This is a genomic window from Paenibacillus phoenicis (assembly GCF_034718895.1).
In the GTDB taxonomy this organism is placed as follows: domain Bacteria; phylum Bacillota; class Bacilli; order Paenibacillales; family Paenibacillaceae; genus Fontibacillus; species Fontibacillus phoenicis.
Genome location: NZ_JAYERP010000001.1, coordinates 2,792,255 through 2,816,484, shown reverse-complemented (window position 1 = coordinate 2,816,484; position 24,230 = coordinate 2,792,255). Strand labels below are relative to the sequence as shown.

Annotated in this window: 21 protein-coding genes and 1 riboswitch; of the genes, 18 read left to right on the top strand and 3 right to left on the bottom strand. The window is 54.9% G+C overall.

The window, feature by feature from the left end; genetic code table 11:
* Positions 1–113 precede the first annotated feature (113 nt).
* The 6 genes from U9M73_RS13390 to U9M73_RS13365 all read left to right on the top strand — a co-directional run bounded on the left by U9M73_RS13390 (position 114) and on the right by U9M73_RS13365 (position 9,572).
* Positions 114–1,568, top strand: a complete 1,455-nt coding sequence (locus U9M73_RS13390; protein WP_028539808.1) for a glycoside hydrolase family 32 protein — start codon at positions 114–116, stop codon at positions 1,566–1,568.
* Between the two features lie 79 nt (positions 1,569–1,647).
* Positions 1,648–2,538: an ROK family protein gene (locus U9M73_RS13385; protein WP_028539809.1), complete on the top strand. Its 891-nt coding sequence runs from the start codon at positions 1,648–1,650 to the stop codon at positions 2,536–2,538.
* A 108-nt stretch (positions 2,539–2,646) separates the two neighbouring features.
* Positions 2,647–6,474, top strand: coding sequence for a GH32 C-terminal domain-containing protein (locus U9M73_RS13380; protein WP_323077668.1), 3,828 nt, complete (start codon positions 2,647–2,649; stop codon positions 6,472–6,474).
* A 115-nt stretch (positions 6,475–6,589) separates the two neighbouring features.
* The gene (locus U9M73_RS13375) at positions 6,590–7,390 is read left to right on the top strand and encodes a Cof-type HAD-IIB family hydrolase (RefSeq protein WP_323079132.1); all 801 of its coding nucleotides are present in this window, start codon (positions 6,590–6,592) and stop codon (positions 7,388–7,390) included.
* 10 nt (positions 7,391–7,400) lie between these two features.
* On the top strand, positions 7,401–7,886 hold the full coding sequence (locus tag U9M73_RS13370) for a DUF456 domain-containing protein (RefSeq protein WP_036645012.1): 486 nt from the start codon (positions 7,401–7,403) through the stop codon (positions 7,884–7,886).
* 51 nt (positions 7,887–7,937) lie between these two features.
* Positions 7,938–9,572, top strand: a complete 1,635-nt coding sequence (locus U9M73_RS13365; protein WP_323077667.1) for a putative polysaccharide biosynthesis protein — start codon at positions 7,938–7,940, stop codon at positions 9,570–9,572.
* A gap of 404 nt (positions 9,573–9,976) precedes the next feature.
* Here the strand turns inward: U9M73_RS13365 and U9M73_RS13360 are convergent, their stop codons facing one another.
* A complete protein-coding gene (locus tag U9M73_RS13360; RefSeq protein WP_323077666.1) occupies positions 9,977–11,275 on the bottom strand; it encodes a DUF2515 family protein in 1,299 nt (432 codons plus the stop codon).
* Between the two features lie 147 nt (positions 11,276–11,422).
* On the opposite strand from U9M73_RS13360, the gene U9M73_RS13355 reads away from it, so the two are divergent.
* From U9M73_RS13355 to U9M73_RS13320, 8 genes are all read left to right on the top strand, one after another.
* Positions 11,423–11,791 (top strand): thioredoxin family protein, encoded by a 369-nt coding sequence (locus U9M73_RS13355; protein WP_260070548.1) that lies wholly within the window; start codon positions 11,423–11,425, stop codon positions 11,789–11,791.
* A gap of 148 nt (positions 11,792–11,939) precedes the next feature.
* Positions 11,940–12,935, top strand: a complete 996-nt coding sequence (locus tag U9M73_RS13350; protein ID WP_323077663.1) for a COX15/CtaA family protein — start codon at positions 11,940–11,942, stop codon at positions 12,933–12,935.
* A 174-nt stretch (positions 12,936–13,109) separates the two neighbouring features.
* The gene (locus tag U9M73_RS13345; protein ID WP_260070546.1) at positions 13,110–14,876 is read left to right on the top strand and encodes a UbiD family decarboxylase; all 1,767 of its coding nucleotides are present in this window, start codon (positions 13,110–13,112) and stop codon (positions 14,874–14,876) included.
* Positions 14,877–14,890: 14 nt separating this feature from the next.
* Complete coding sequence (locus U9M73_RS13340; RefSeq protein WP_009224767.1) at positions 14,891–15,607, top strand: Cthe_2314 family HEPN domain-containing protein; 717 nt, start codon at positions 14,891–14,893, stop codon at positions 15,605–15,607.
* Positions 15,608–15,734: 127 nt separating this feature from the next.
* Positions 15,735–15,892: riboswitch (SAM riboswitch) on the top strand.
* Positions 15,893–15,982: 90 nt separating this feature from the next.
* Complete coding sequence (locus U9M73_RS13335) at positions 15,983–16,996, top strand: methionine ABC transporter ATP-binding protein (RefSeq protein ID WP_009224768.1); 1,014 nt, start codon at positions 15,983–15,985, stop codon at positions 16,994–16,996.
* A complete protein-coding gene (locus U9M73_RS13330) occupies positions 16,996–17,664 on the top strand; it encodes a methionine ABC transporter permease (RefSeq protein WP_009224769.1) in 669 nt (222 codons plus the stop codon). The genes U9M73_RS13335 and U9M73_RS13330 overlap by 1 nt, the downstream gene beginning before the upstream one ends.
* A gap of 60 nt (positions 17,665–17,724) precedes the next feature.
* Positions 17,725–18,606 (top strand): MetQ/NlpA family ABC transporter substrate-binding protein, encoded by an 882-nt coding sequence (locus U9M73_RS13325; RefSeq protein ID WP_009224770.1) that lies wholly within the window; start codon positions 17,725–17,727, stop codon positions 18,604–18,606.
* A 399-nt stretch (positions 18,607–19,005) separates the two neighbouring features.
* Entirely contained in the window at positions 19,006–19,779 is a 774-nt protein-coding gene (locus tag U9M73_RS13320; protein WP_009224771.1) for an SDR family oxidoreductase, read from the top strand.
* Between the two features lie 105 nt (positions 19,780–19,884).
* Here U9M73_RS13320 and U9M73_RS13315 read toward each other — a convergent pair whose 3' ends face one another.
* Positions 19,885–20,130 carry a NifU family protein gene (locus U9M73_RS13315; protein WP_009224772.1) on the bottom strand — a complete coding sequence of 82 codons (246 nt, stop codon included), beginning with the start codon at positions 20,128–20,130 and terminating at the stop codon, positions 19,885–19,887.
* A 78-nt stretch (positions 20,131–20,208) separates the two neighbouring features.
* Between U9M73_RS13315 and U9M73_RS13310 the strand changes: the two genes are divergently transcribed.
* Positions 20,209–20,442, top strand: a complete 234-nt coding sequence (locus U9M73_RS13310; protein WP_323077661.1) for a YuzB family protein — start codon at positions 20,209–20,211, stop codon at positions 20,440–20,442.
* Between the two features lie 22 nt (positions 20,443–20,464).
* Here U9M73_RS13310 and mqnE read toward each other — a convergent pair whose 3' ends face one another.
* The gene (gene mqnE, locus U9M73_RS13305; RefSeq protein WP_009224774.1) at positions 20,465–21,571 is read right to left on the bottom strand and encodes an aminofutalosine synthase MqnE; all 1,107 of its coding nucleotides are present in this window, start codon (positions 21,569–21,571) and stop codon (positions 20,465–20,467) included.
* A gap of 195 nt (positions 21,572–21,766) precedes the next feature.
* On the opposite strand from mqnE, the gene U9M73_RS13300 reads away from it, so the two are divergent.
* The 3 genes from U9M73_RS13300 to U9M73_RS13290 all read left to right on the top strand — a co-directional run bounded on the left by U9M73_RS13300 (position 21,767) and on the right by U9M73_RS13290 (position 24,230).
* Positions 21,767–22,123, top strand: a complete 357-nt coding sequence (locus tag U9M73_RS13300; RefSeq protein ID WP_009224775.1) for a HesB/IscA family protein — start codon at positions 21,767–21,769, stop codon at positions 22,121–22,123.
* 237 nt (positions 22,124–22,360) lie between these two features.
* Complete coding sequence (locus U9M73_RS13295) at positions 22,361–23,395, top strand: tyrosine-type recombinase/integrase (protein ID WP_323077660.1); 1,035 nt, start codon at positions 22,361–22,363, stop codon at positions 23,393–23,395.
* Between the two features lie 526 nt (positions 23,396–23,921).
* Positions 23,922–24,230 (top strand): hypothetical protein, encoded by a 309-nt coding sequence (locus U9M73_RS13290; RefSeq protein WP_323077659.1) that lies wholly within the window; start codon positions 23,922–23,924, stop codon positions 24,228–24,230.

Sequence of the window (24,230 nt, the reverse complement as noted above, 5' to 3'; positions counted from 1 at the left end):
AACTACATCGAACTAAGCATCCGATTTAACGAAAAAATCCAGAGAACTAGAAAACGATAGGACTTATAGAGATAACCGATTTTATTGTGGAGGCAAAAAGGAGAGATGCTGGAATGTCTACAATCGCCAAGCAAAACTACAGAGGCAGATATCATTTCTCACCGGAGAAGAACTGGATGAACGATCCGAACGGATTGGTTTATTTTGCCGGAGAATACCATCTGTTCTATCAATATTATCCACACGGAACGGTCCACGGGCCAATGCACTGGGGTCATGCCGTAAGCGAAGATCTGGTTCATTGGGAGGAGCTTGACATTGCGCTCTTCCCTGACGAGAACGGAACAATTTTCTCGGGAAGTGCGGTAGTGGACTGGGACAATACCACAGGCTTTTTCGGAGAGGAGCCGGGGATGGTCGCGATTTTCACACATCACCTTGAATCGGAAGGAACAACTCCCGTCCAGACTCAAAGCATCGCCTACAGCAAGGATAAAGGCAGAACATGGACGAAATATGCGGGAAATCCGGTGTTGAGACATGAACGCTTCGTTGATTTTCGCGATCCCAAGGTAATTTGGCATAAAGGTACTCGGCGCTGGGTTATGATCATAGCTTGCGGGCAGACAGTCTGTCTGTATCATTCTCCTGATCTAAAAACATGGACGTTCGGTAGCGAATTCGGCAGCGGAATCGGTTTCCATGAGGCGGTTTGGGAATGTCCCGATTTGTTCCCGCTGGCGGTTGATGGGGATGCCTCCCGACAAAAATGGGTGATGCTGGTCAGCGTGGGCGATCATCCAGCTTATGCGGAAGGGTCGAGAACGCAGTATTTTACCGGGGATTTCGACGGCGTGACATTCACGCCCGACGAAGACTCGCGGAATGTCCGCTGGCTGGACCATGGCCGGGATAATTACGCGGGCGTTAGTTGGTCCGATATTCCAGCAGAGGATGGCAGACGGTTGCTGATTGGCTGGATGAGCAACTGGAAGTATGCACAGCTGACACCGACGGAATCATTTCGAGGCGCGATGACGGTACCGCGGGAACTTGCGTTAGAATCCCGTAACGGAACGACCGTTCTAACGCAGAGACCAGTTCGAGAACTGGAGCGTGTGCGCCGAACGGTGCTCAGCCTGGCGAATGTCGCTGCCGGGGAAGTGGAAGTCGCACTGCGTTCCTTGCGGCTGGACAGCTTCGAACTGGTTGCAGAAGCTGCACCCGGCGCGTCCTTTGCCTTTAAGGTCAGAGCGGGGGATGGCCAGGAGACGGTTGTCGGCGTGAACGCGGCTTCCGGTGAGGTCTATGTAGACCGCACGAAGTCGGGGCAGCATGAGTTCCACGAGCAATTCCGCGGCGTACACTCAGCCAAGCTGCATTCCGCAGGGGAAAAGCTCGAGCTGCGCATTTTCGTGGACCGAGCCTCCGTCGAAGTGTTTGCCAATGCCGGGGAGGCGGTCATTACCGATCTGATCTTCCCTGGACCGGAGGCCACCGGCATATCTCTGGCGGCGGAAACGGAATTTGTTCTGAAGTTGCTGACGATTTATGAGCTTGCACCATAAGCGGTCGTTAAATGAGGCCGATGAAATATACAAGATGCGGGACCACCTTAGTACTGTATCAAAAAAGGAGACAACGACAATGCGCATAGGAGCAATTGAGGCTGGCGGGACAAAATTCGTCTGCGGCATTGGGGATGAGTATGGTGTGATTGAGGACAGCATCAGTTTTCCAACAGAAAGTCCGGAGATTACGCTTGGCAAAGCGATTGCTTATTTGAAGGACAAACGGGTGGAGGCGATTGGGGTCGGGTCATTTGGCCCCATCGATCTTCGGCAAGACAGCCCCACCTACGGCTATGTGACCACAACGCCGAAACCCGGTTGGAGCCGGTTCGATTTCCTCGGCGCGCTGCGCCGCGAATTCTCGGTCCCCTTGGGCTGGGATACCGACGTGAACGCGGCCGCGCTGGGGGAAGCGGCGTGGGGGGCCGCCCGGGGCCTGAACAGCTGCCTGTATTATACGGTGGGAACGGGCGTTGGGATCGGCGTCTATCTGGAAGGCCGGCTGGTGCATGGGCTGGTTCATCCGGAGGGCGGCCATGTGCCGGTAAGGCGGCACCCGGGCGATGATTTCGCGGGCCGCTGCCCGTATCACGGCGATTGCCTGGAAGGCATGGCGGCGGGGCCGGCGATCGAAGCCCGCTGGAAAACCAAAGGGTATGAGCTGTCAGGGAATCATCCCGCTTGGGAAATTGAGGCGTTTTATCTTGCCCAGTCGATTACGGGGGCGATGCTCTTGGTCTCGCCGGAAAAGGTCATCCTGGGCGGCGGGGTCATGCAGCAGCCCCAACTGTTCCCGTTGATCCGGGAGGCGGTGCGCCGAAATCTGAACGGATACTTAAACGCCGGCGAGATTTTGGAGCGCTTGGAGGAGTATATCGTGCCTCCCGGCCTTGGGCAGCAAGCAGGGCTTTGCGGCGCTTTGGCATTGGGGCTGAAGGCGTTAACCGGGCCGCTTCTTTCTTCTTAAGTGCAAGCGAAGAAAGCGTGCCGGAGGGAGGCGGTGGCCGTGATCCATGGCCTCCTGCGCCGGAAGCCAAAACAAGTATGTATCTCTTACAGGAAAAGAGGGTGTATCATGGGTAAAGGAAAATCCGTATTATCCATCCTTTTGTCCTCCGCACTTATTTTTGCCGGGCTTGATGCAGGGATAGTCCGGGCGGCAGGTGCGGAGACGGAAACGGGAAAGGAGGCTAACGCAATTTTTGAAAGCGCAACCAAATTAGAGACGAATTTGACTGGCTGGCGAATCGAGGGAAAAGGCCGAATGGAGACGGTGGAGCAGGGGCTTCTGCTCGTCTCGGAGCCGAGGGAGAACGTGATGGCCCTGACGGAAACCCGGGCGGCCGATTTTATCTATGAAGCCGACGTCATGGTAACGGAGAGGCAGGCGGACGCCACGTTGGTATTCCGCTCCAATCAGGACGGTTGGTCCTCCTACATGCTTCAACTCGTGCTGAACGCGGGGTTGATCCGGCTAAAGGACGCGAGCGGAGAAGGCAAGCTGCGGGAAGAACGGCGGGTGGATTTGGCCGAGGGAGAAATCTATCATCTAAAGGTCAAGGCCGAAGGAAGCCGACTTCAGGTGTATTGGGGAGACCGCTATGAACCGTTAATTGACGTGCATGATGAGGCTTACGCTTCCGGGTATTTGGGCCTGAACGTTTGGGACGGTTCCGCGCTGTTTCAGAACGTGAAGGTCAGCGAACTGAACAGCAATTTAGGCGCGGCGATCGCGAGTTCGGGAGCTTGGCAGCCGGACCTGCGGGGGGAGCTGGGAACGGCGGACGGTTCCCGGCGGGCTCTGCGGATATATGAGGGTTATGAACGGGATCTCGTGCTGGAAGGAAACGTGTCTTTTGCCGCCGATCAGGGGGATGCTGGTTTGCGGTTCAGAGCGAACGAGCAGGGGACGGACGGATACGAGGCGGCTTTGCGAAAAGACGGCGGCCAGGTTTGGGCGGAGCTGAGAAAAGCGGACGGCCGCGTCATCGCGGCCTCGGAACGTGCTTACCCGTCAGCTTCCAAAGCAAGGCACCATCTGGAAATCCATGCGCTCGGGAGCCGGATTCAGGTCTATGTGGACGGATACACCGAACCGGCTGTGGATGCCGTTGACAATAGTTATGCGGACGGTCACGCGGGATTTGCGGTATCCGGGGGAGCGGCATATTTTCAGGACGTCTATTTGACTGCGGCCAATGATTATTATACGGAAAAATACCGCCCCGACTACCATTATTCGCCCGCCCGCGGGTCGGCAAGCGATCCGAACGGACTGGTCTATTACGAAGGGGAATACCATCTGTTTCATCAGGATGGCGGAACTTGGGCGCACGCGGTCAGCACCGATCTCGTTCAATGGAAGCGCTTGCCCATCGCTTTGCCCTGGAACGATTTGGGCCATGTCTGGTCGGGTTCGGCCGTCGCCGATCTCCACAATGCCTCCGGCTTGTTCGCGGATTCCGGGGGCAAAGGCCTGCTTGCTTATTATACTTCCTATAATCCGGACCGCCCGAACGGCAACCAGCGCATTGGGCTGGCGTACAGCAAGGATCGCGGCCGCACCTGGGAGTACGCCGCAGAGCGCCCGATCGTGATCGAAAATCCGGGCAAGCAGGGGGACGATCCGGGAGGATGGGATTTTCGCGATCCCAAGGTCGTGCGGGACGAAGAACATAACCGCTGGGTTATGGTTGTGTCCGGCGGCGACCATATCCGCTTTTTCACTTCGACCAACCTGATCGACTGGACGCTGACCGACAACTTCGGATACGGGGCTTATGTCCGCGGCGGCGTGTGGGAGTGCCCCGATTTGTTCCAACTGGCTGTGGACGGTACGGTCAAGAAAAAATGGGTGCTCATGATCAGTACGGGTGCCAACCCGAATACGCAGGGTTCGTCGGCGGAGTATTTTATTGGGGAGCTTACTCCCGAAGGCAAGTTCGTTAACGACAACCCTGCCGGCAAGGTGCTGGCGACCGATTACGGAAAAGAGTACTACGCCTCTATGTCTTTTGCCGGTATGCCGGATGGACGCAGGGTAATGCTGGCCTGGATGACGAACTGGGATTACCCGTTTGCTTTTCCGACCGAGGGTTGGAAGGGGGTTCTAAGCATTCCGCGCGAGTTAACGCTGCAGAAGACGAACGAGGGAATCCGCCTGGCACAGGCGCCGATCCGTGAGCTGGAATCGCTGCGCGGCCAGCTGCTGTTTGCGGCGTCGGACCGCCTCGTCCAAGCGGATAGGGAGAATTTACTGAAAGGCGTGTCCTCCGGAGCCTATGAAATTGAAGCCGAAATTGAAATTCCCCAGGCCAGCAATGTGAGCGAATTTGGTTTCCGCCTCCGGGAGGGAGCCGGAAAGCGGACGGTCGTCGGGTACAAAACAAAAGAGAACGAGATTTACGTGGATCGCTCCCTTTCCGGCGACACCGGCTTCTCCGACCGGTTCAGCACGCTTCATCAGGCGCCGCTTCAGCCGGACAACCGGCGCGTGAAGCTGCGGATTTACGTGGACGATTCCTCGCTGGAGGTATTCGGAGGGGATGGCCGCGTAGTATTTTCGGAGGTGATTTTTCCCGATCCTGCGCACCGTGAAATGAGCCTTTTTACTGTAGGTGGAGAGGTGAACGTGGTTTCCTTGAAAGTGCACGCACTAACAAACGTATGGAACAAGGCGGCGGAGAGCCAAACCTCCATCGTGATGGACACGAGCCTGCAGCAAATGGGGCTGGGGGACACCCGGACCTTGTATGCGGCGGTGAACGGCGGCGTGAAAGGCGGGTGCAGCGGCGGTTCGGACGTCAACCAAAATCAGCCGATCCGCTGGGAGACGAGCGATCCGCAAGTCGTGGCCATCGCCTCGTTCGATCAGCGGCAGGCGGTGATTCGCGCGGCCGGCCAAGGAGAGGCGGTGATTACCGCCTCCACTCCGAACGGGAAAGCGTCGGCCAGCGTACCGGTGAAGGTGTTTGCCGGGGAGTTCCATACGAATCTGATCGGCTGGGCTCCCGATTTGGCGGCATCCTCCTGGGTGGCGACGGAGCGGGGCATCCGCGGCAGCTACTGGAGCGACGCTCACTATGTGGCGGAGGAGACGGCCGGGGATTTTGTATATGAGGCCGAAATGACGCTGGACGAAAAGGGCGGAGCGGGCTCAGTTCTATTCCGGGCGAGCCGGGACGGGCGCAGCGGGTACTATTTTAATATCGATCCGAATATGAAAGCCTTCCGCTTGTTTTACAAAATCGATGGCGCATTTGCCGACCGCCAGGTGCTGGCCAACGTGCCGGCATTCATCCAGCAGGGAAAGAAATACGCCATCGTTATCGAAGCGGACGGGCCGCGTATCCGGATTTCCGTGGATGGTGCAGGGATCATTGACCTTACCGACGGAACGTTTGCGGAAGGGCATTTCGGCCTTCACGTCTTTGGCGGCGCGGCGTATTACCAAAACGTCAACGTCAGCCGGGTGGAGCAGGCCAAGCTGCGGAAGACAAGCTTCGTTAACGCCGGCGCGAACACGTCGCTGTATGCAGCGAAAGCGGAAAACGGCGAACCGGTCGCGCTGCTCCCGGCCGGGGATGGGGAGGCGTCCTCCCGGACTTGGGTTATGGTGCCGACCGGAGACGAGTTGGGCTCCTATTCGATTCGCACCGCCGCGGGAGGCAAAGCTTTGGACCTCGATACCGGGCAAAACAAACTCCAGCTGTACGATTATCTCGGCTACGACAATCAGCGCTGGCTGCTTCGCGACAATGGCGACGGCACGGTAGCCATTCTGTCGCTTCACAACCAGCAAGCGCTTGAAGCTTCGGCGGACAGCGGCTCCTTGTACTTGAACGAACCGGATCCGGCGCTGGACCGGCAAAAATGGCAAGTGGTCGATGTCGGTGCTCCGTGATGCTTCGGTTTTTATAGTTATAGCTTCCGGATTGGTTAATTAAGGGTTCCCAATTAGCGGAGAATTTTCTTCTGCTTGGGAGCTCTTTTTGTTGGGTTTCCGGGATTATGGTAAAATGGCGGTATGCTGTTTAGAGAGTCAGAAACTTGCGGATGGGGGGAGCTGTCTGTTGTTGAAATATAAACTGTTAGCGCTCGATATGGATGGAACTTTGCTGAACGACGATCTGCAAATCTCGCCGGAGACAGAACGTTGGATTCGGAAAGCGGCGGCTGCCGGGGTTCATGTCTGCTTGTCAACGGGACGCGGTTACCGGGAGGCGGTTCCGTATGGCGATCAGCTTGACCTTGGGACGCCAATGATTACGGTGAATGGAAGCGAGGTTTGGAAGTCGCCGCATGAGCTGTATCGTCGGGTGCTGCTTGATCGATCGCTCGTTTCGCGAATGTACGACATTTCCCGGGAAAAGAATGTCTGGTTCTGGGCCTACGCCGTGGAAGGCAATTATAACGAAGGGAACTGGCAACCGGAATTGTTGGAACAGAATCATTGGATGAAGTTTGGCTATTTTACCGAGGATGATGAGGTGAGGGGAGAGATATTGCGGGAGCTGCAAGCGATGGGCGGCCTTGAAATCACGAATTCCTCGCCGCACAACTTGGAGATCAATCCGAAAGGGATCAGCAAGGCCAGCGGCATACAGACGGTGTGCGGGCTGCTTGGGCTGGAGATGTCCGAGGTTGTCGCAATCGGAGACAGCCTAAATGACCTGGCTGCGATTGAAGCCGCGGGTCTGGGGGTTGCGATGGGGAACGCCCAGGAGGCCGTGAAGGAGAAGGCCGATGTCGTGACCACGTCGAATAATGAAGATGGCATTGCCTGGATTATTCGGGATTATATTTTGACAGGGGTGTGAGAAAATGGCGCTGTCCGTGATTGGCTGGATTTTGGTGATTGCCCTGTTTGCCGTGGGGATGGCCGGAGCGGTGTATCCCGTATTGCCTGGGGTGCTCGCCATATATTTTGCCTTTTTTGTGTACGGATGGTTTTTCTCGTTTGAGTCGTTTGGCCCCTTCTTCTGGATTCTACAAACGTTGATCGTGGTCGCGCTGATGGTGGCGGATTATGCGGTCGGGGCTTGGGGCGTCAAAAAATTCGGCGGCAGCAAGCTGTCCGTCTGGCTTAGCACGATCGGCATTATCATCGGTCCGTTTGTTATTCCGGCTTTTGGTCTGGTACTAGGGCCGTTGCTGGGTGCAATGATCGGGGAATTGATTAAGGGCGAGTCGCTCACCAAATCGTTTAAAGTGGGCATTGGTTCCGTCGTTGGCTTGTTTAGCAGCATGGTGGTCAAGGTGATTTTACAGCTGGTGATGATCATCGTGTTTATCATTTGGATCGTTGCATTTTAGTTTTCATTCTAGTTAGCACTTATATGGATTGCGGGAAAGAAGGAATTGCTTTTGTCCAAGAAGGAATCGTTTATTAAAGGCACGTTAATTTTGGCGGGAGCCGCGCTGATCGCAAGGGTGCTTGGCTTGTTCCAGCGCGTTCCGTTGGAGCACATCCTTGGAGATATCGGGAACGCGTCGTATTCGCAAGCGAATGCGGCGTATTTCATGCTGTTAACTTTAGCAACGGCGGGGATCCCGAGTACGCTGAGCAAAATGGTGTCGGAGCGGCACGCGCTGAACCGGCCGGAGGAGGCGCGGCGCGTGTACCAGGCGGCGCTGCTCTTTGCCGGTGTGGCGGGCTTGGTCATGTTCGTGCTGCTGTATGCCTTGGCGCCCTATTATGCGGAAGCTTCCGGCGTTCCGGAATCGGTGATGGCCATTCGTGCCCTGGCGCCGGCCTTGCTGCTGTTCCCGCTGATCGCTATGATCCGAGGTTACTTGCAAGGTCGGAATATCATGATCGCCGGGGGGGTTTCACAGGTCATCGAGCAGATCGTGCGGGTGGCGGCCGGCATTATTTTGGCGTTCGTGTTGTTCCACTGGGGCTATTCGGGCGAAAAGATCGCGGCCGGCGCGACGTTTGGCGCGGTGCTCGGCGGAGTTGCCGCACTGATCGTGATGTTGGTGTACAGCATGAAGCTGCAGCGGAAAGACCAGGCCGCGGGGCGAGGAAAGCCGCGGGGCGATTCCGGTCGTCTGCCGTTTAAGCGGATCTATGCGGAGATCTTTAAGCTGTCGATTCCGATCGTGCTAACCGCGCTGGCGGTACCGGCGGTCAACTTCATCGATAACTCGATCCTGAAGCCGTTGCTGACCGGGCAAATCGGCTCCGGACAAGCCACCTACATCCTTGGGATTCTCGGCAACCGGGCGCAGATGATCGCCGGGATTCCGCCGATTCTGGCGATTGCGCTCAGCCAATCGCTGGTGCCGATCATCTCCGCCGCATACGCGCGGAAGGACCAGGAACATCTCCAGCGTCAGGTCACCCTGGCGATGCGAGTCGCAGTGTTGAGCGGGATGCCGATTATCCTTGCGCTGGGCACGGCGGCTTACTCTGTGAACGGGCTGCTGTTCAGCACCCGGGACGGCAGCAGCATCGTGGCGTTGCTGACGTATGCGACGATTTTTCAAATTACGATGATGACCAGTAACTCGATTCTGCTTGGGGTAGGCAAAGCTAATTTGTCGATGGTGCACGTGGCCATCGGGATTCTCGTGAAGCTGGCGGCCAGCTATGTGTTTGCGCAGTTTTGGGGGATATATGGCATCATTATCGCCACCGGACTCTGCTTCTTCGTTATCACGCTGCTGAACGTTCGGGCGATGAAGCAAATCGTGCCGTTCTCGCTCATGGGCAGCCGCTGGGGCGGTTTCCTGGTCACGGTCGTTGCATTGTCCGGTGTCGGCTACGGCCTGAACCAGGCCGGAATTCAAATGGTGGACCTGATGCCGGCGCGGGTCGCCTTCTTCCTGACCTGCTGCATCGTTGGCGTGGCAGTTGTCGCGCTCTATCCGGTGCTGCTCATCCTGCTGCGCGTCGTCCGTAAGGACGAGCTAGCTAGCTACCCAGCCCCCCTCCGCAAAATACTCTCCCCGCTAATGCGTTTGCAACGCGGCGGCCGAGATCGTCAAGTTCAGTGAGGAAGAAGTACGTCGGGGATGCTTTGATGTAGCTTTTGCACGATTATCCCATTGGCTCAGGAAAGCTAGAAGTGCGAGGGGATGCCACACGCGGTTGCAGAGGGGCGGGCGGTAGGTTGATGGGTAAAGCTCGGCTAACTAAGGTATCCTGCGTGAGCGCTTTTGGATGATTATCCCTTTGGTTAAGGAAAGGTGGAAGGTACGAAGGGATGCCTCATGTGGTTGCAGTGGGGTGAGCGGCAGGGCGTTGGGTAAAATGTATATTCACTTGTGTTGCTTTTGAGTTACCTGATCATACGGGATAATGGTGGAAAAGGAGTTGGCGAGGAAGGTCCCTCGGGGGGAGGAGGGTAGACGAAGACGGGAGCGGGGGTGACGTTCAACTCAACCTCACCCCCGGTCAGTCAATGCTCCTCCACCGCATCGTGCACCAATGCGGTGGTGAGGATGCCGTTCCTGTGCGAGCCGCTGATATCGCACAGGAACGGCGCTTTTGGCGCGCTGATGTCGTCCAGCGCGCGGGTGTCTTTGAGCCAATCCTCTCGGGAGATTGGCTCATAGGCGGTGTCGCCCCAAGCGCTGAGCAGCTTGGGGCTGTAGAGACGCTGGCCCGGCGGCAGCGTCTCCTGGGCGAGAAGCTCTGACCCCTGTACCTTGGCGGTCAGAGCTTCTTCTAAATTGGCCGTGAACAGTTCCGGCCAATAATCGGCCCGCGAGCCGCTGTGCGGCACGCTCGCGGCGAAGTGCTCCGCGCCGCTGCGCACGGCGCGGTAGCCCATCAGCATCGCGTACAGGCTCTTGCCTAACGCGATGCGGGCCTGCAGGCTGCCGAAGTCGGAGACGGTGCGCCCCGCAAGGCGGCGCATTTTACCCCCGGCAGCCCCGTCCACTCCCGCCGCTTCGCTCAGCGGGAATACGATTTGGTTTAATCCCGCCAAGCTAAACAGGCGGAAATTCAATTTATCCGTGACCTGCTTCTGGAAGTAAGGGTGGCGTACGACGCGTTTTTCAATATAATTTTGCTCATTGATGATGAGTCCGACGGTCAGCAAAGCGCTGCCGCGGTCGATCCAAAACCGCTCCCAAAACGGACGCATAAAACGCGAAACGTGAAAATACGGCAGCAGGTGGAACCGACTGGCCCCGAGCTCCCGGCTTTTCATATACAGTCTGAGCTGCGGATAAGCGTCCTGAAAAATCAGGGCGTTGCACCGCTCCAGAAACCGATACGTGAGCCGCTTCTCTTCCGCATCAATCGCATCAGCCATTCGGCTGCTGTGCAGGTCTGTCATGTTCCAGCCGGCGTTTCGCGAGACCATATGCGCGAGGAAAGCCCAGTGCAGCTCCGGGCAAGCTTGATAGCAGGCGAGATAAGCCGCCGTCCGGCTGATGTTGTTCGCACCGGCCAAACGGGTTTCCTCAGCGATTGCTTCGGCCAACTGCAAATCCTCGGCGCTGTAATCTTCACCTGCTGACGCCGTCCGAGCGGCCGCAGTGCGCCGCAGCAACTCCTCGATCTCGCTGATGACCGTACGGGCGGCCGCTTCGTTCCAGCCCAAATCAACCGTCTCTTTCCGCAATTCAGAAGAATCGGAAAGCACGGCGGTTTTGTTTTTGAGCATGGTTGAGATTGCGGCGGGCAGGCTGGACATCCATCTTCTCAGGTTGACAGCCTTCCCATTGTCTTGGCGGTGGTCCCCCATGGATTCCGCCTCCCTTCTACCTTAGATCGAGCGTCCGAATATTTGGCGGCCGGCTAGGCATAATACGATCTAGTATGTCCAAAAAGATTGACTTCCACTCCCGCTTCTGGTTGACTAGAAGTATCCTGATGAAAGGAAGGATCATCCATGAAAAAAATTACGTCCCCCGCGGAATTTCAAGTCAGCATTCAATCCAGCAACTTAATCGTAGCGGTCTTTAAAGCCGACTGGTGCTCGGATTGTAAATTCATAGATCCGTTTATGCCTGAGGTTGAGGCGAAATACGAAGGTCGACTGACGTTGATTGAGGTCGATGTGGACCAAGTTGGCGAGGTCAGCCAGGAGCAAAACATTCTCGGTATCCCCAGCTTTGTCGCCTATACCGACGGCCGCGAGCTGGTTCGGTTCGTGAACAAACTCCGCAAATCCCGTGAGGAAATTGAGGATTTCCTGAACAAGGCGTTGGATGTGTATCATACGCTCCATGACACGCCGGAAACCCGGGATACGTTATAATCCAAAAATCAAACGCCATTATATTCATCACACCGCCGCAGGGAAATCCCTTGCGGCGGTGTCGATTTTTCAACATTTTCTATGAAAGTGGTTACTTGATCGGTTATAATGAAAAGGATTAGCGATTAACTTAAAGGTGTGAACCGTTTTGCATACGAAATCTTTAAAATGGCTCAGTTACGCCTCTTGTTTTGTCATGTTCCTGGCGACGCTTGGGGGCAGCGTTGTGACCAAAACGGAATCAGGACTCGGCTGCGGCAATGATTGGCCGCTCTGTCACGGGAAGTTTGTCCCGGCTCATACGCTCGCTTCCATGATCGAATATTCTCACCGGGCAGTCAGCGGGGCGGCCGGTTTGTTTTCTTTGGCGGCGTTTGTCGCGTTTTGGATGTATCGGAAGAACCGCAAGGATCTGCAGTTGTATTCCTTGATGGCCTTAGTTTTTGTCATGGTGCAGGCCGTGATGGGAGCGATGGCGGTCATTTACCCGACGTCGTCCGCCGTTATGGCGCTGCATTTCGGGTTCTCGTTGATCGCATTCGCCAGCTCGATCATGCTGGTTCTAGGCGTTCGCGAGGAAGAACGCGGACAAGCTGACCGCAGCGCGGGGCGCCGTCCGCAGGACCCTATGCGCCCATCTGGCTCGGCAGCCCGCGTGTCTAAAGCGTTCCGCAATCTGACCTGGTTTGCGACGGGCTATACGTATATCGTCGTTTATCTCGGTGCCTATGTCAGCCATACGGACTCGGCGGGCGGATGCAGCGGCTGGCCGCTATGTAACGGTCAGCTCATTCCCGGATTATCCGGCGGAGAAGGGATCGCCTTTATTCACCGGGTTGCGGCCGCTCTGTTGCTGGTCGTGATCGCAACGGTTGGCCATTTTGCCTTCCGCAAGCATCCGGAACTGCCGGACATCCGCAAGCTGGGCGTTGCTGCAACGGTGCTGGTGATCGTTCAAGTGTTGACCGGGGCGACCATCGCGCTGACGTTAAACAATTACCACGTTTATCTCTTCGCTTCGCTGGCCCATATTATCGTGTTGGCCTCCTTGTTTGGGGTCTTGTGCTATTTAAGCGTCCGAACCTGGCAGTTGAGCCGAACAGCCAAGGAGGCACAGGCTGCGCCGGCTGACAAAGCCGTTTAACTGGCACTTCTTGACGTCCGGCTTCGGCGTGACTTCCGCGATTACGTCGGGATTGTCATGAATCTGTAGAATGACAGGGCCTCCCGAGGAGTGTGAGGTAAGGTATACTTTTGTCTATAGTGTAAAGTGATGCAACGATCGGGTGATGACCCGGTCTTTTAGGAGGATCAGGAGATGAGCTACAAGAACCTGCGTCAATGGATCGATGCACTGCAAAAAGAAAACGACCTGGCGATCATCGATGTGCCGGTTGATCCTTACCTGGAGTTGGCCGAAATTCACCGGCGGGTCATTGACGACGGCGGCCCGGCTTTGCTGTTTACCAATGTCAAAGGTACGCCTTTCCCCGTGGCAACGAATCTGTTCGGAACGCCTCGCCGGGTGGAGATGGCCTTTGGTCCCCGGCCTGAACAGCTTGCTAACCAACTGGTTGACGCGATACATAAACTGCTGCCGCCGACACCTAAAGCGATTTGGAATGAGCGCGGGCTAATCCGCGACGTACTGAAGGTCGGCATGAGAACGGTATCCAAAAAAGACGCCCCCATTCTGGACGTCTGCCGAACGGAAGCGCCGCTGAAGGACCTGCCGAAGGTGACCAGCTGGCAGAAGGACGGTGGCCCGTTTATTACACTGCCGCTTGTATATACGGAAAATCCGCTGCAGCCAAAAGAAAACAATCTGGGGATGTACCGGATCCAATTGTATGATGACCAAACTACCGGCGTGCACTGGCAAATCCAAAAAGGCGGAGGGTTCCACTACCATGAGGCGGAGAAACGCGGCGAGCCGTTGCCGGTATCCGTGTTCCTGGGCGGACCTCCAGCCATGATCGCCTCGGCGATCTCGCCGGTGCCTGAGCATCTGTCCGAGCTGCTGGTCGCTTCCTTCATTCTCGGCGAGAAGCTGCCGATGGCTGAAAACCCGCTGGGCGGCCACCGCATTCCGGCCGAATCGGAATTCGCCATCTTTGGGCTGGTGCCTCCGCATGAACGCCGACTCGAAGGTCCCTTCGGCGACCACTTTGGATATTATTCCTTGCAGCATGAATTCCCGGTGCTGCACGTCGGACATATGTGGCATCGGAAGGATGCTATCTACCCGGCGACGATCGTCGGTAAACCGCGTCAGGAGGATTATTATCTAGGCGATTTCCTGCAAAAGCTGCTGTCGCCAGCCTTCCCGATCGTAATGCCGAATGTGCGCTCGCTATGGACGTATGCGGAGAGCGGGTTCCATGCGCTGAGCTCGGCGGTCGTCCGTGAGAGCTATTCCCGCGAAGCGCTGGTGTCCGCCTTCCGCATTCTGGGTGAAGGCCAGCTCTCGCTGACCAAATTCCTCATGCTGACGGACAAGCTGATTGATCTCGCAGATTTCCGTCTGCTGCTGAAGACGGTGCTGGAACGTTTTGATCCGCGCACGGATCTGTTCATTCTAAACAACACCTCGCATGATACGCTGGATTATACCGGCCATAAGCTGAACCACGGCAGTAAGGCGATTCTGATCGGCGTAGGCGAGCCGATGCGCGAGCTGCCCCGGGCGTACGAAGAAGGTGAAATCGCGGAAATCGATGCGATCCAAGTTTTTCATGACGGATGTCTTGTCGTTTCTGGTGCATCCTATGAGGACGAGCCGGAGCTTGCTGAGCGTCTGCTGGGCCGTCTTCGCGAACGCGGGACCGCTTGGCCGCTTGTGGTATTGGTGGATAACGCCGAAGCGGCGGCCCATGATCAAACGGCGTTCCTGTGGACGGTGTTTACGCGGTTTAATCCGGCCAGCGACATTTACGCGGCTTCCGAGGTGCGTCAGCATCATCTGTCCTACAGTTTGCCGCTGGTCATTGATGCCCGCATGAAGCCGGGTTATCCGGATGAGCTGTTCCCGCAAGAGGATATCGTGTCCTTGGTGGATCAGCGTTGGAAATCCTACTTTCTGTGAAAAGGGGAATGCCTATGCTGCGAAGCTTGCTTGGGGAGCCGCCTCGCCAAAACGAGGGGCGGTTGGCCGAAACGATCAGCGCGATGACGCAGACCGTGAGGCTGCTGCAGAAGGAAATCAAGGAGCATCAAGACCCTACGCATGATTTCCGCAAGCTGGAGATTTGGGTGCACGGCTTGATCACTTCGTTGGATGAGCTCGAACAATGCTTATATGCCGCCACCTTTTTTCGCAAAAAGGTACATACCGAATTCGTTGAAGACATGGATCCGGTTGAACGGGCGGATTATGCAAGATATGTGTATTTTTACAAGGACGGATTCATTCGCGTGTTCTCGGCGCTGGACAAGCTCGGGACGGTGCTCAATGAACTGTTTGATTTGAACACATCGAAGGTGAAGTCGCGTTTCTCTTATTTTACCGTGCTGCGCCAATTTGCTGCTTTGAAGACTCACACCGAGCTGGGGAACCGGTTGAACGCGATTAAAGAGACGTACCGGGAAGCGCTGGGCGTGTTGCGGCGCCGGAGAAATACGGAGATTCACTACATGAACTCGGAGATGAAGGACGACTTGTGGCAACGGCATCAAGCGTTGTTCGGAAAGGTTGCTCTGGAGGACTTGGATCAGCATATCCGTGAGCTTGAGCAGGGATACCAAATGGTTTGCGAAACCTATTTCACGGTTTTTGACTACATCAATCATAGATGGAAAAAAATTACGGCGATCTAACCCGATCGCCATTCTTATTTTTCCTCTTTACAAAACGAACAAAACTCATTATACTCATCAATAGTTTTACATGACAGGTTAACAACGATGTAATCTCGCAAATGACTCTTTTAATTTCATATTTTATTTCTTATCGAGAGAGGCGGAGGGAAAGGCCCGATGAAGCCCAGCAACCGATTCGCCCGTGAAATGATTTGCAGGATGTAGCGCACTCGTCACGGCGGAATGTCATGGTGCTAATTCCTTCAAAACCGATGTGATTTACTCGGTTTTGGCAGATGAGAAGGCATTGTCTTTACGTAAAGAGAGCCCTTTGAATCTGTTAGGGCTCTTTTTCTTATATTTACATCATGCTAGGAACAGGAGGTTAGCCGATTGATTGAACTTAAGGGCATTACGAAAATCTATCGCACCAAAAAAACGGCGACCCCCGCACTGTCCGGATTAAATCTGAGCGTTCGCAAAGGGGAAATCTTCGGCGTCATCGGTCATTCCGGTGCCGGCAAGAGCACGTTGATCCGCTGCATCAATTTGCTGGAGCGCCCGACCGAAGGTGAGGTGTGGGTCGGCGGGGTTGAGCTGACGAAGCTCGGTAAGCGTGAGCTGCAGCAGCAGCGCCGCAAGATCGGCATGATTTTTCAACATTTCAACCTGCTGTCATCGGCTACCGTTTATGATAATATCGCATTTCCGCTGACGCTGATCGGAACGCCGAAGGCGGCCATCGCGGAGAAGGTCAATGAGCTGCTGGCTCTCGTCGGCTTGGAGGAGCATCGTCACAAGTATCCGGCGCAGCTCTCCGGTGGTCAGAAGCAGCGCGTCGGCATCGCCCGGGCCTTGGCCAGCGAACCGGATGTGCTGCTGTGCGACGAGGCCACTTCGGCGCTGGATCCACAGACGACGGATTCCATCCTGAAGCTGCTGCTGGACATCAACAAGCGGTTCCAGCTGACGATCCTGCTGATTACGCACGAGATGCATGTCATCCAAAGCATCTGCGACCGTGTGGCGGTTATTCACCAAGGAGGCATCGTGGAAGAGGGGCCGGTGACGGAGGTGTTCCTGAAGCCGAAACATCCGGTGACCCGGGAGTTTATCCACCGGGAGTCAGGGGACGAAGGCTTGAAGCTGGCGACTTCGGTTCCGCATCCTGCGTGGGCGAAGCTGGTGAAAATCACGTTCCTGGGAGCGAAAACCTACGAATCGGTGTTGTCCCAGGTCGTTCGGGAAACCGGCGTCAACTTCGCCATCCTGCAAGGCACGATCTCAGCGATTAAGGATATCCCGTACGGTCAACTGACCGTATCGTTTGAAGGCGAAGATGACCAGGTGGAGCGCACGCTGTCGCTCCTGCGGGAACGCGACCTTGACGTGGAGGTGATCGAATAATGCGTGGATTGGATCTCGGAACCATCGATTGGGCAGAGATGGGTGTGGCCACGCTGGACACCCTAAAGATGATGGGTTTTGCAACCTTGTTTACTTTCTTGATCGGGCTTCCGCTCGGGGTGTTGCTGTACACCTTCTCGCGTTCTCAATCCTTGGTATTAGGATGGGTTTACCGGATAATTTCGCTAATTGTTAACATCCTTCGCTCGGTTCCGTTCATTATCTTGATCGTTGCGTTAATTCCGGTTACGCGGGCGATCATGGGCGTATCCACCGGTGTGGAGGGGACGATTCCGCCGCTGGTGATCGGGGCAGCCCCGTTCTTCGCCCGGTTGGTGGAAACGGCGCTGCGCGAGGTGGATCGCGGAGTGATCGAAGCTTCCCAAGCGATGGGCGCTTCCTCGTTCCAGATCATTCGCAAGGTGCTGCTGCCGGAATCGCTGCCCGGCCTGATCGCGGGCATGACGATTACCGTAGTCACGCTGGTGTCCTATACCGCCATGTCGGGCATGGTCGGCGGCGGTGGTCTCGGCGACCTGGCGATCCGTTACGGGTATTACCGGTACGAGACGGGAATCATGATCGTTTCGGTGATTTTTATGGTCATTCTGGTGCAGGTGCTGCAAATGCTGGGTGACCGCTTGGTGATTTATTTTACGCGGAAATAAGGAAACTTAAATATATAGAAGCATCCTTATTCAAAAAACCTTTAAGGGGGAGAACCTGCAATGAAAAAATGGACTTTATCTTTGTTAACGCTCGTATTGGTACTGGTACTGGCTGCTTGCGGCAGCAATAACGCCGCCAATAACGGGGCAGCAGGTAACACGGCTGGCGAAACGTCGGCAGCTGAAGGGAACGCCGCAGATACGGGGAACCAAACCGCAGCCGAGCCAGTGAAGCTGGTTGTAGGTGCGACCGTGCCTCATGCTGACATCTTGAAATTTATTGCACCGAAGCTGAAGGAAGAAGGCGTTGAGCTGGAAGTTAAAGAATTCACCGATTATGTGCAACCCAACGTACAGCTGTATGAAAAAGAGTTGGATGCGAACTACTTCCAACATCAGCCTTACCTGGACGAACAAAATGCCCAAAACGGCTTTGATCTCGTTCCGGTTGTAGGGGTTCACGTTGAACCGTTTGGCGCTTACTCCAACAAATACAAATCCGCTGACGAGCTTCCGGACGGCGCTACAATCGCGATCCCGAACGACCCAACCAACGGCGGCCGCGCGTTGCTGTTGCTGCAGAAGCAAGGCTTGATCAAACTGAAGGATGACGCTGGAATCACAGCAACGGCTAAAGACATCGTAGAAAATCCGAAAAACCTGAAATTCAAAGAAACGGATGCAGCTATGCTGCCTCGTCTGCTGCCTGAAGTGGATCTGGCGCTGATCAATACGAACTTCGCGCTGGAAGCGAAGCTGAATCCGACGAAGGATGCTTTGTTCATCGAGGATAAAGATTCGCCATACACGAACCTTCTGGTAGCTCGCCCGGACAATAAAGATTCCGAAGCGATCCAGAAGCTGGCGAAGGCGCTGACTTCCGACGAAGTCCGCACGTTCATCAACGACACCTATGATGGTGCTTTGGTACCGGTATTCTAAGTAGCAAGAAGCAGAAATGTCCCGTTGCGTGTGCAGCGGGATTTTTTTGTTTTCCTGCCAGTTTGAAGCGTCCATTGCATCTCAACTGTAAAACTGCAGTTCATTTTCGGCAAATCGCCCGATTTATGGCTTGTGAAATGTAAAAGTGCATTCGATTGGAGGCAATTTGGCCCCAAAAGACGCTTCTGACGGGAAATCAACTGTACTTTTGCATTTGAAAGCTTAATGTCAGGGCATTTTGGTGAAAATCAACTGCACTTTTGCATTTAAAGAGCGCTGTTTCGTCGTGGAGCATGGGGGGAGCGCAAAAGAACGGGATAGAACGCCGCGGCGGTTTGTGGGAATCCTTTAAATCTTTTATACTTAAAGGAACAGCACCTGAGAGGAGGAGAAGGAACGTTGCATGGCAAAGTTGCCTTAATTACCGGGAGCGCCAAAGGCCTCGGGAAGAAAACAGCGCTGACGCTGGCAGAACAAGGCTGCCATATCGCGCTGAATTACGTACATAGCAAAGCGGAAGCGCTCTCCCTCCAATCGGACATCGAGCGCCTGGGCGTCCGCTGCATCGCAGTGCAAGCCGACGTTTCGCGCCGGGAGCAAATCGAGGACCTGGCCCGTCAAGTGAACGAGCAGCTCGGCACGATTGACATCCTGGTCAACAACGCCGGACCGTTTATCCGCGAACGCAAGCTGTTTGCCGACTACAGCCAGAGTGAAGTGCTGGCCATGATCGAAGGGAATTTGGTGGGCAGTCTGCTGCTGGATCATCTTGTGCTGCCGGGGATGCGGGAGAAACGATGGGGGCGGATCATCCATTTTGGATTTGGTCATGCCGCTGAATCGCGCGCCTGGCCGCATCGGGCGGTCTATGCCGCAGCCAAAACCGGGCTGGTGTCCTTTACGAAGACGCTGGCCGTCGAGGAAGCCCCATACGGCATCACCGTCAATATGGTTTGCCCCGGCGACATTCGCGGGAGTCAGAAAGAGATGTCGATACATGAAGTTCGGGGGCTCCGCGATGGGGAGACGCCGCTGGGGCGTCCCGGAAGCGGGGAGGATATCGCCCGCGTCATTGCGTTTTTGTGCCATTCGGACTCGGATTTCATCACTGGCAATATCATGGACATCTCCGGCGGACTCGACCCGATCCGTCCGTGGATCAAGCCTTCTTAAGCGGGTCTGTCAGACCCAACAAAAAAACCCGGCCTTCCGACATCTTGCCGGAGCCGGGTTTGTTTAAACCCTCCTGCTGAAGAGCGATCATTCATGGATTGCGAATTAAAATACTTGTACGACCTCTTCTACGCCTTCCACTTCTTCAAACAGAGCGCGTTCGATCCCTGCTTTGAGGGTGATCGTGGAGCTTGGGCAGCTGCCGCAGGCACCCATCAATTTCAGTTTCACGATGCCGTCTTCTACGTCGACGAGTTCGACGTCGCCACCGTCACGTTGCAGGAAAGGCCGCAGTTTGTCCAATACTTCCAATACTTCATCATACAATTTATCTTGTACGTTTTCACTCATTGTTTTCAACTCCTTTCTTGCCTTATTATATTACAAAAAGTCAAAAATTTAAATGCTTCTTCATGGGGAGGACGGAAGATGAAACCGATCCTTGAATATTGTACGAATAATGCCAGTTTAGGTACGGACGAAGCGATTTGGAAAGTGAAGGAGCAAGTCGATTGCGATATCTATGAATACGGCTGCCTCACCGCTTGCGGCACGTGTTATTTGTTTCCGTACGTGCTGGTTGACGGCGAGCAGGTGGAGGGGGAAGATGCCGACCAGTTAGCCGAACGAATCCTGCAAAAAATTAGGGAGACCCATCCGTAACGAAAGGTTCCCCCTGACGAAATTATTCGTAGACCCGAAGCTCGTTGTAGAACGTATCCCGTTCAACCGGAATGCGCCCGGCCCCTTTGACGAGCCAGATCAGCTCTTTTAACGTCAATCCTTCCGGGGTTTGCGCGCCTGCCGCATGGCTGATTTGCTCCTTCAGGATCGTGCCGTGTACGTCCGAGGCCCCAAAGGTTAAGGCCACCTGCGTCAGCTGGACGCCGATATTGATAAAGTAAGCTTTGATGTGCTGAATGTTATCCAGCATCAAGCGGCTGATCGCGATCGTCTTGAGGTCCTCGAAGGCCGAATTGCGGCGCATGATGCTGGCGTTCTTGTTTCGCGGCTGCATGGACAACGGGATAAACACCTGGAACCCGCCGGTTTCGTCCTGCAGATCGCGGATTTGCATCATATGGCGGATGCGATCCTCATAGGATTCGATAGAGCCGTAGAGCATCGTGGTTGGGGTCTTCATTCCCAGCCGGTGCGCCGTCCGATGGACGTCCAGATATTGGTCGACGTTGGCTTTCTCGACCTTCATCTTTTCCCGATATTGGTCGGACAAGATTTCCGCGCCGCCGCCGGTTAAGGATTCGAGGCCGGCTTCCTGCAGTTGCATCAGCACTTCCTTCGTGCTCAGGCCGCTGAGCCGGGTGAAGAATTCGATCTCCGCCGCCGTATACGCCTTGATGGTCACATGCGGGAAATTCTCTTTCAGCGCTTTGAGCGAGTCCACGTAATATTGGAACGGTACGTGGTTGTTGTGCCCGCCTACGATATGGAACTCACGGACGCCCGGAGTGATGTGCTGCTTCACGTAAGCGACCATTTCCTCCCCGGAAAGCGTATAAGCCCCTTCTTCTCCTTGATCCTTGCGGAAGCTGCAAAACGCACAGTGAGATTCGCAGACGTTCGTGAAGTAGAGGCTCATATTTTCGATAAAATATACCTTTTTCCCGTTCTTACGCAGGTTAACTTCATTCGCTAATTGCCCGATCGTCAATATATCATTGCTTTCATATAGATAGACACCGTCTTCGAGGTTGAGACGTTCGCCTTGGCGGACTTTGTCCACAATTTCGGCCATTCTCTTGTCGGTGTTTGGGGTGACTACAGTGAACATGACGTTCCCTCCGTTTCCAATTGCATGAAATGCCTCGTATCCTAACAGTATGAATTACCTACCTATTATAAACCTCACATTCCAAGCGGGCAATAAGCCTAGGGCGAAGATTAAAGATTGGCAACTAGAAAAATCACAGTTGTTGAGCGATTGGAGGAGAAGGAGTATAATTTTTCGTAAAGGAGTGAGTGCATAATGATTAATATCAGCGACAGCGCCCTGGCGCGGATTAAAGATATGATAGCCCAAGAAGAAACACCCAATATGTTCCTGCGTGTCGGAGTGAATCCCGGCGGCTGCAGCGGCTTCTCCTACGGGATGGGCCTTGATGATCAGGAGAGCGAACAGGATGTCTATATGGACATCAAGGGGCTGAAGGTCGTCGTAGATAAGGACAGCATCCGTTATCTGAACGGCCTGGAGATCGACTTCAAGGAATCCGGCTTGAGCGGCGGCTTCACCATCCACAACCCGAACGCCATCGCCACCTGCGGATGCGGTCAATCGTTCCGCTTTAAGGACGAGGAAGGCGCGCCGCAACCTTGCGATTGAAAAACGCAGTAACCACGCGGGTTCTCCGGTTTCACATTCCGTTGATCTGAACGGAAGCCGATACGGAAACCCACGCGCGAACGAACGTTTGGGATTGCGGATAACAGCGGAAAAATGAGCGTTAACAACCCCGAATAGTGTACGTTAACAACCCTAAAAAACGCATTTCAGGGTTGTGGATCACGGCCTCTATTACGTATAATCTCGCGATTATATCGTATTGGAGGTCGTTTTTTTATGTCGCTCAAGAAACGGGAACGGCGCGTACCTAACGGGGCTCGTACGCTGCACGAATATCCGCGGATTAAACTGGACCAGGCGATTGACTTTGTAATAAGCGCGAAGAAAGCGGAGGGTTTGCGCGAAAGGACACTCACAGATTACGCGAAGCATTATGGCTACTTCGTCGATTGGTTGCGGGAGGCGCACCCTGACGTTGAATACGTGGACGAGGTTACTACGCAAATGGTTCGCGACCACATATCGTATTTGAAATACGATCGGACGCGGTACGAGGGGCATAAGTATATCCCAACGAAGGATCAGCGCGTCGGACTTTCGGATACCACGATCAACATACGGCTGCGTACGCTTAAGGCGATATTTAATCAGTTAGAACGGGACGATTTGATCGAAGTTAACCCGTTCGCGAAGGTGAAGCTGTTGCGCCAGGACGTGGATCTTACGAACTGTCTGACGGACGACGAAGTTAAGGCGATCCTAGCGCAGCCGAACCGCCGCGATTTCGTGGGATTTCGCGATTACGTGGGGATCGTGACGCTTTTAGATAGCGGTCTCCGGATTTCGGAGTTGCTCAAACTTCGCGCCGGCGACATCGATTTTCAGACGCGGTTTATCGTACTGCCCGGTGAAATGAACAAAAACCGGAAGCCGCGCATGGTCCCGATATCCGCACACACCGCGAAGCTCCTCCTGCAGCTTATTGAAGAAAACCGTCAATTCTTCTCGACGGATCGCCTTTTTATGTCCTCGTTTGGGGAGCCGATCTCTCCGAACCATTTCAATAAACGGCTGAAATATTACGGGGAAAAAGCGGGAGTGGCTGGCAAGAAGATGACCGCGCACGTCTACCGTCACACTTGGGCCCGCGCGATGGTCCTAAACGGTGCTGATCCGTTTACGATTCAGAAAATGGGCGGTTGGGCCGACATGCGCACGATGCGGCGCTACGTCCAAATGGATACGGACGACCTGCGCAAGAGTCATGATGAATTTTCGCCAACGAATCGCTTTATAATGAAGCGGAAATAAACGTCATATATCGCACCCTTTACGCTCATTTACCGCGAAATTAGCCGCTATGGCCGCGTCTGAATACAAACGGTAGGGTAGGCGTATATAAGCGTTAATTTCACGTAAAAGGCGCGGGAATGGTGCGACGTCTTTCCAAATTGCTGATGCGTATCGACGTCGATACATCGTAATCAAATCGGACGACGACGTCGTTTTCCAAACGTTTCGACGTCGAAACATCGCAAAAGTTTTAGAAATAGCGAAGTTTCCGTAGAGTGCGCGGAGTCCTGCGTGTAACCACGTGGAGACATCGGTTCCGAGCGGATGTCTTGTCGATAAGACGTTTGTAACGACGTCGTTACGTCCATACCTCGCTACATCGGAACATCGGGGTTCCCATTGACCGCGGAATCAAATCGGGACGACATCGTCCCCAAACCGCTCGACGTCGCGCGATTTCGTAAAGGAAATGTAACTCGCGTGTTACGTTGGTGCCACGGGGCACCGACCTCACCAAACTGTCCGTAAGCGCGCGGAGTCTAGCATGTTCGAACGTTCGAACGTTCCGACGTCGGGAACTTTGTCCCCAGCTTACGTCAGGCCCTCCGATGCTCCGTCGTTGTCACGTATAGTATCGTCGGGAACTCGTCAAAACGCGCGCAACTCCCGACTGGCCGCGCTCGAAAATAGCGCGAAGATGGCGGCGGTTCCGGCATGGGCGCTGACCGCGTGCGAAAATGCGAAGAAGGCAGGCGTGCTGGATACGACCGCGAACGGCAGCTACGACTTTTACCGGATGGTGACGATCTTGGACCGCGCAGGAATCTTTAATAGTCCGAAGGGAGCGAAATAA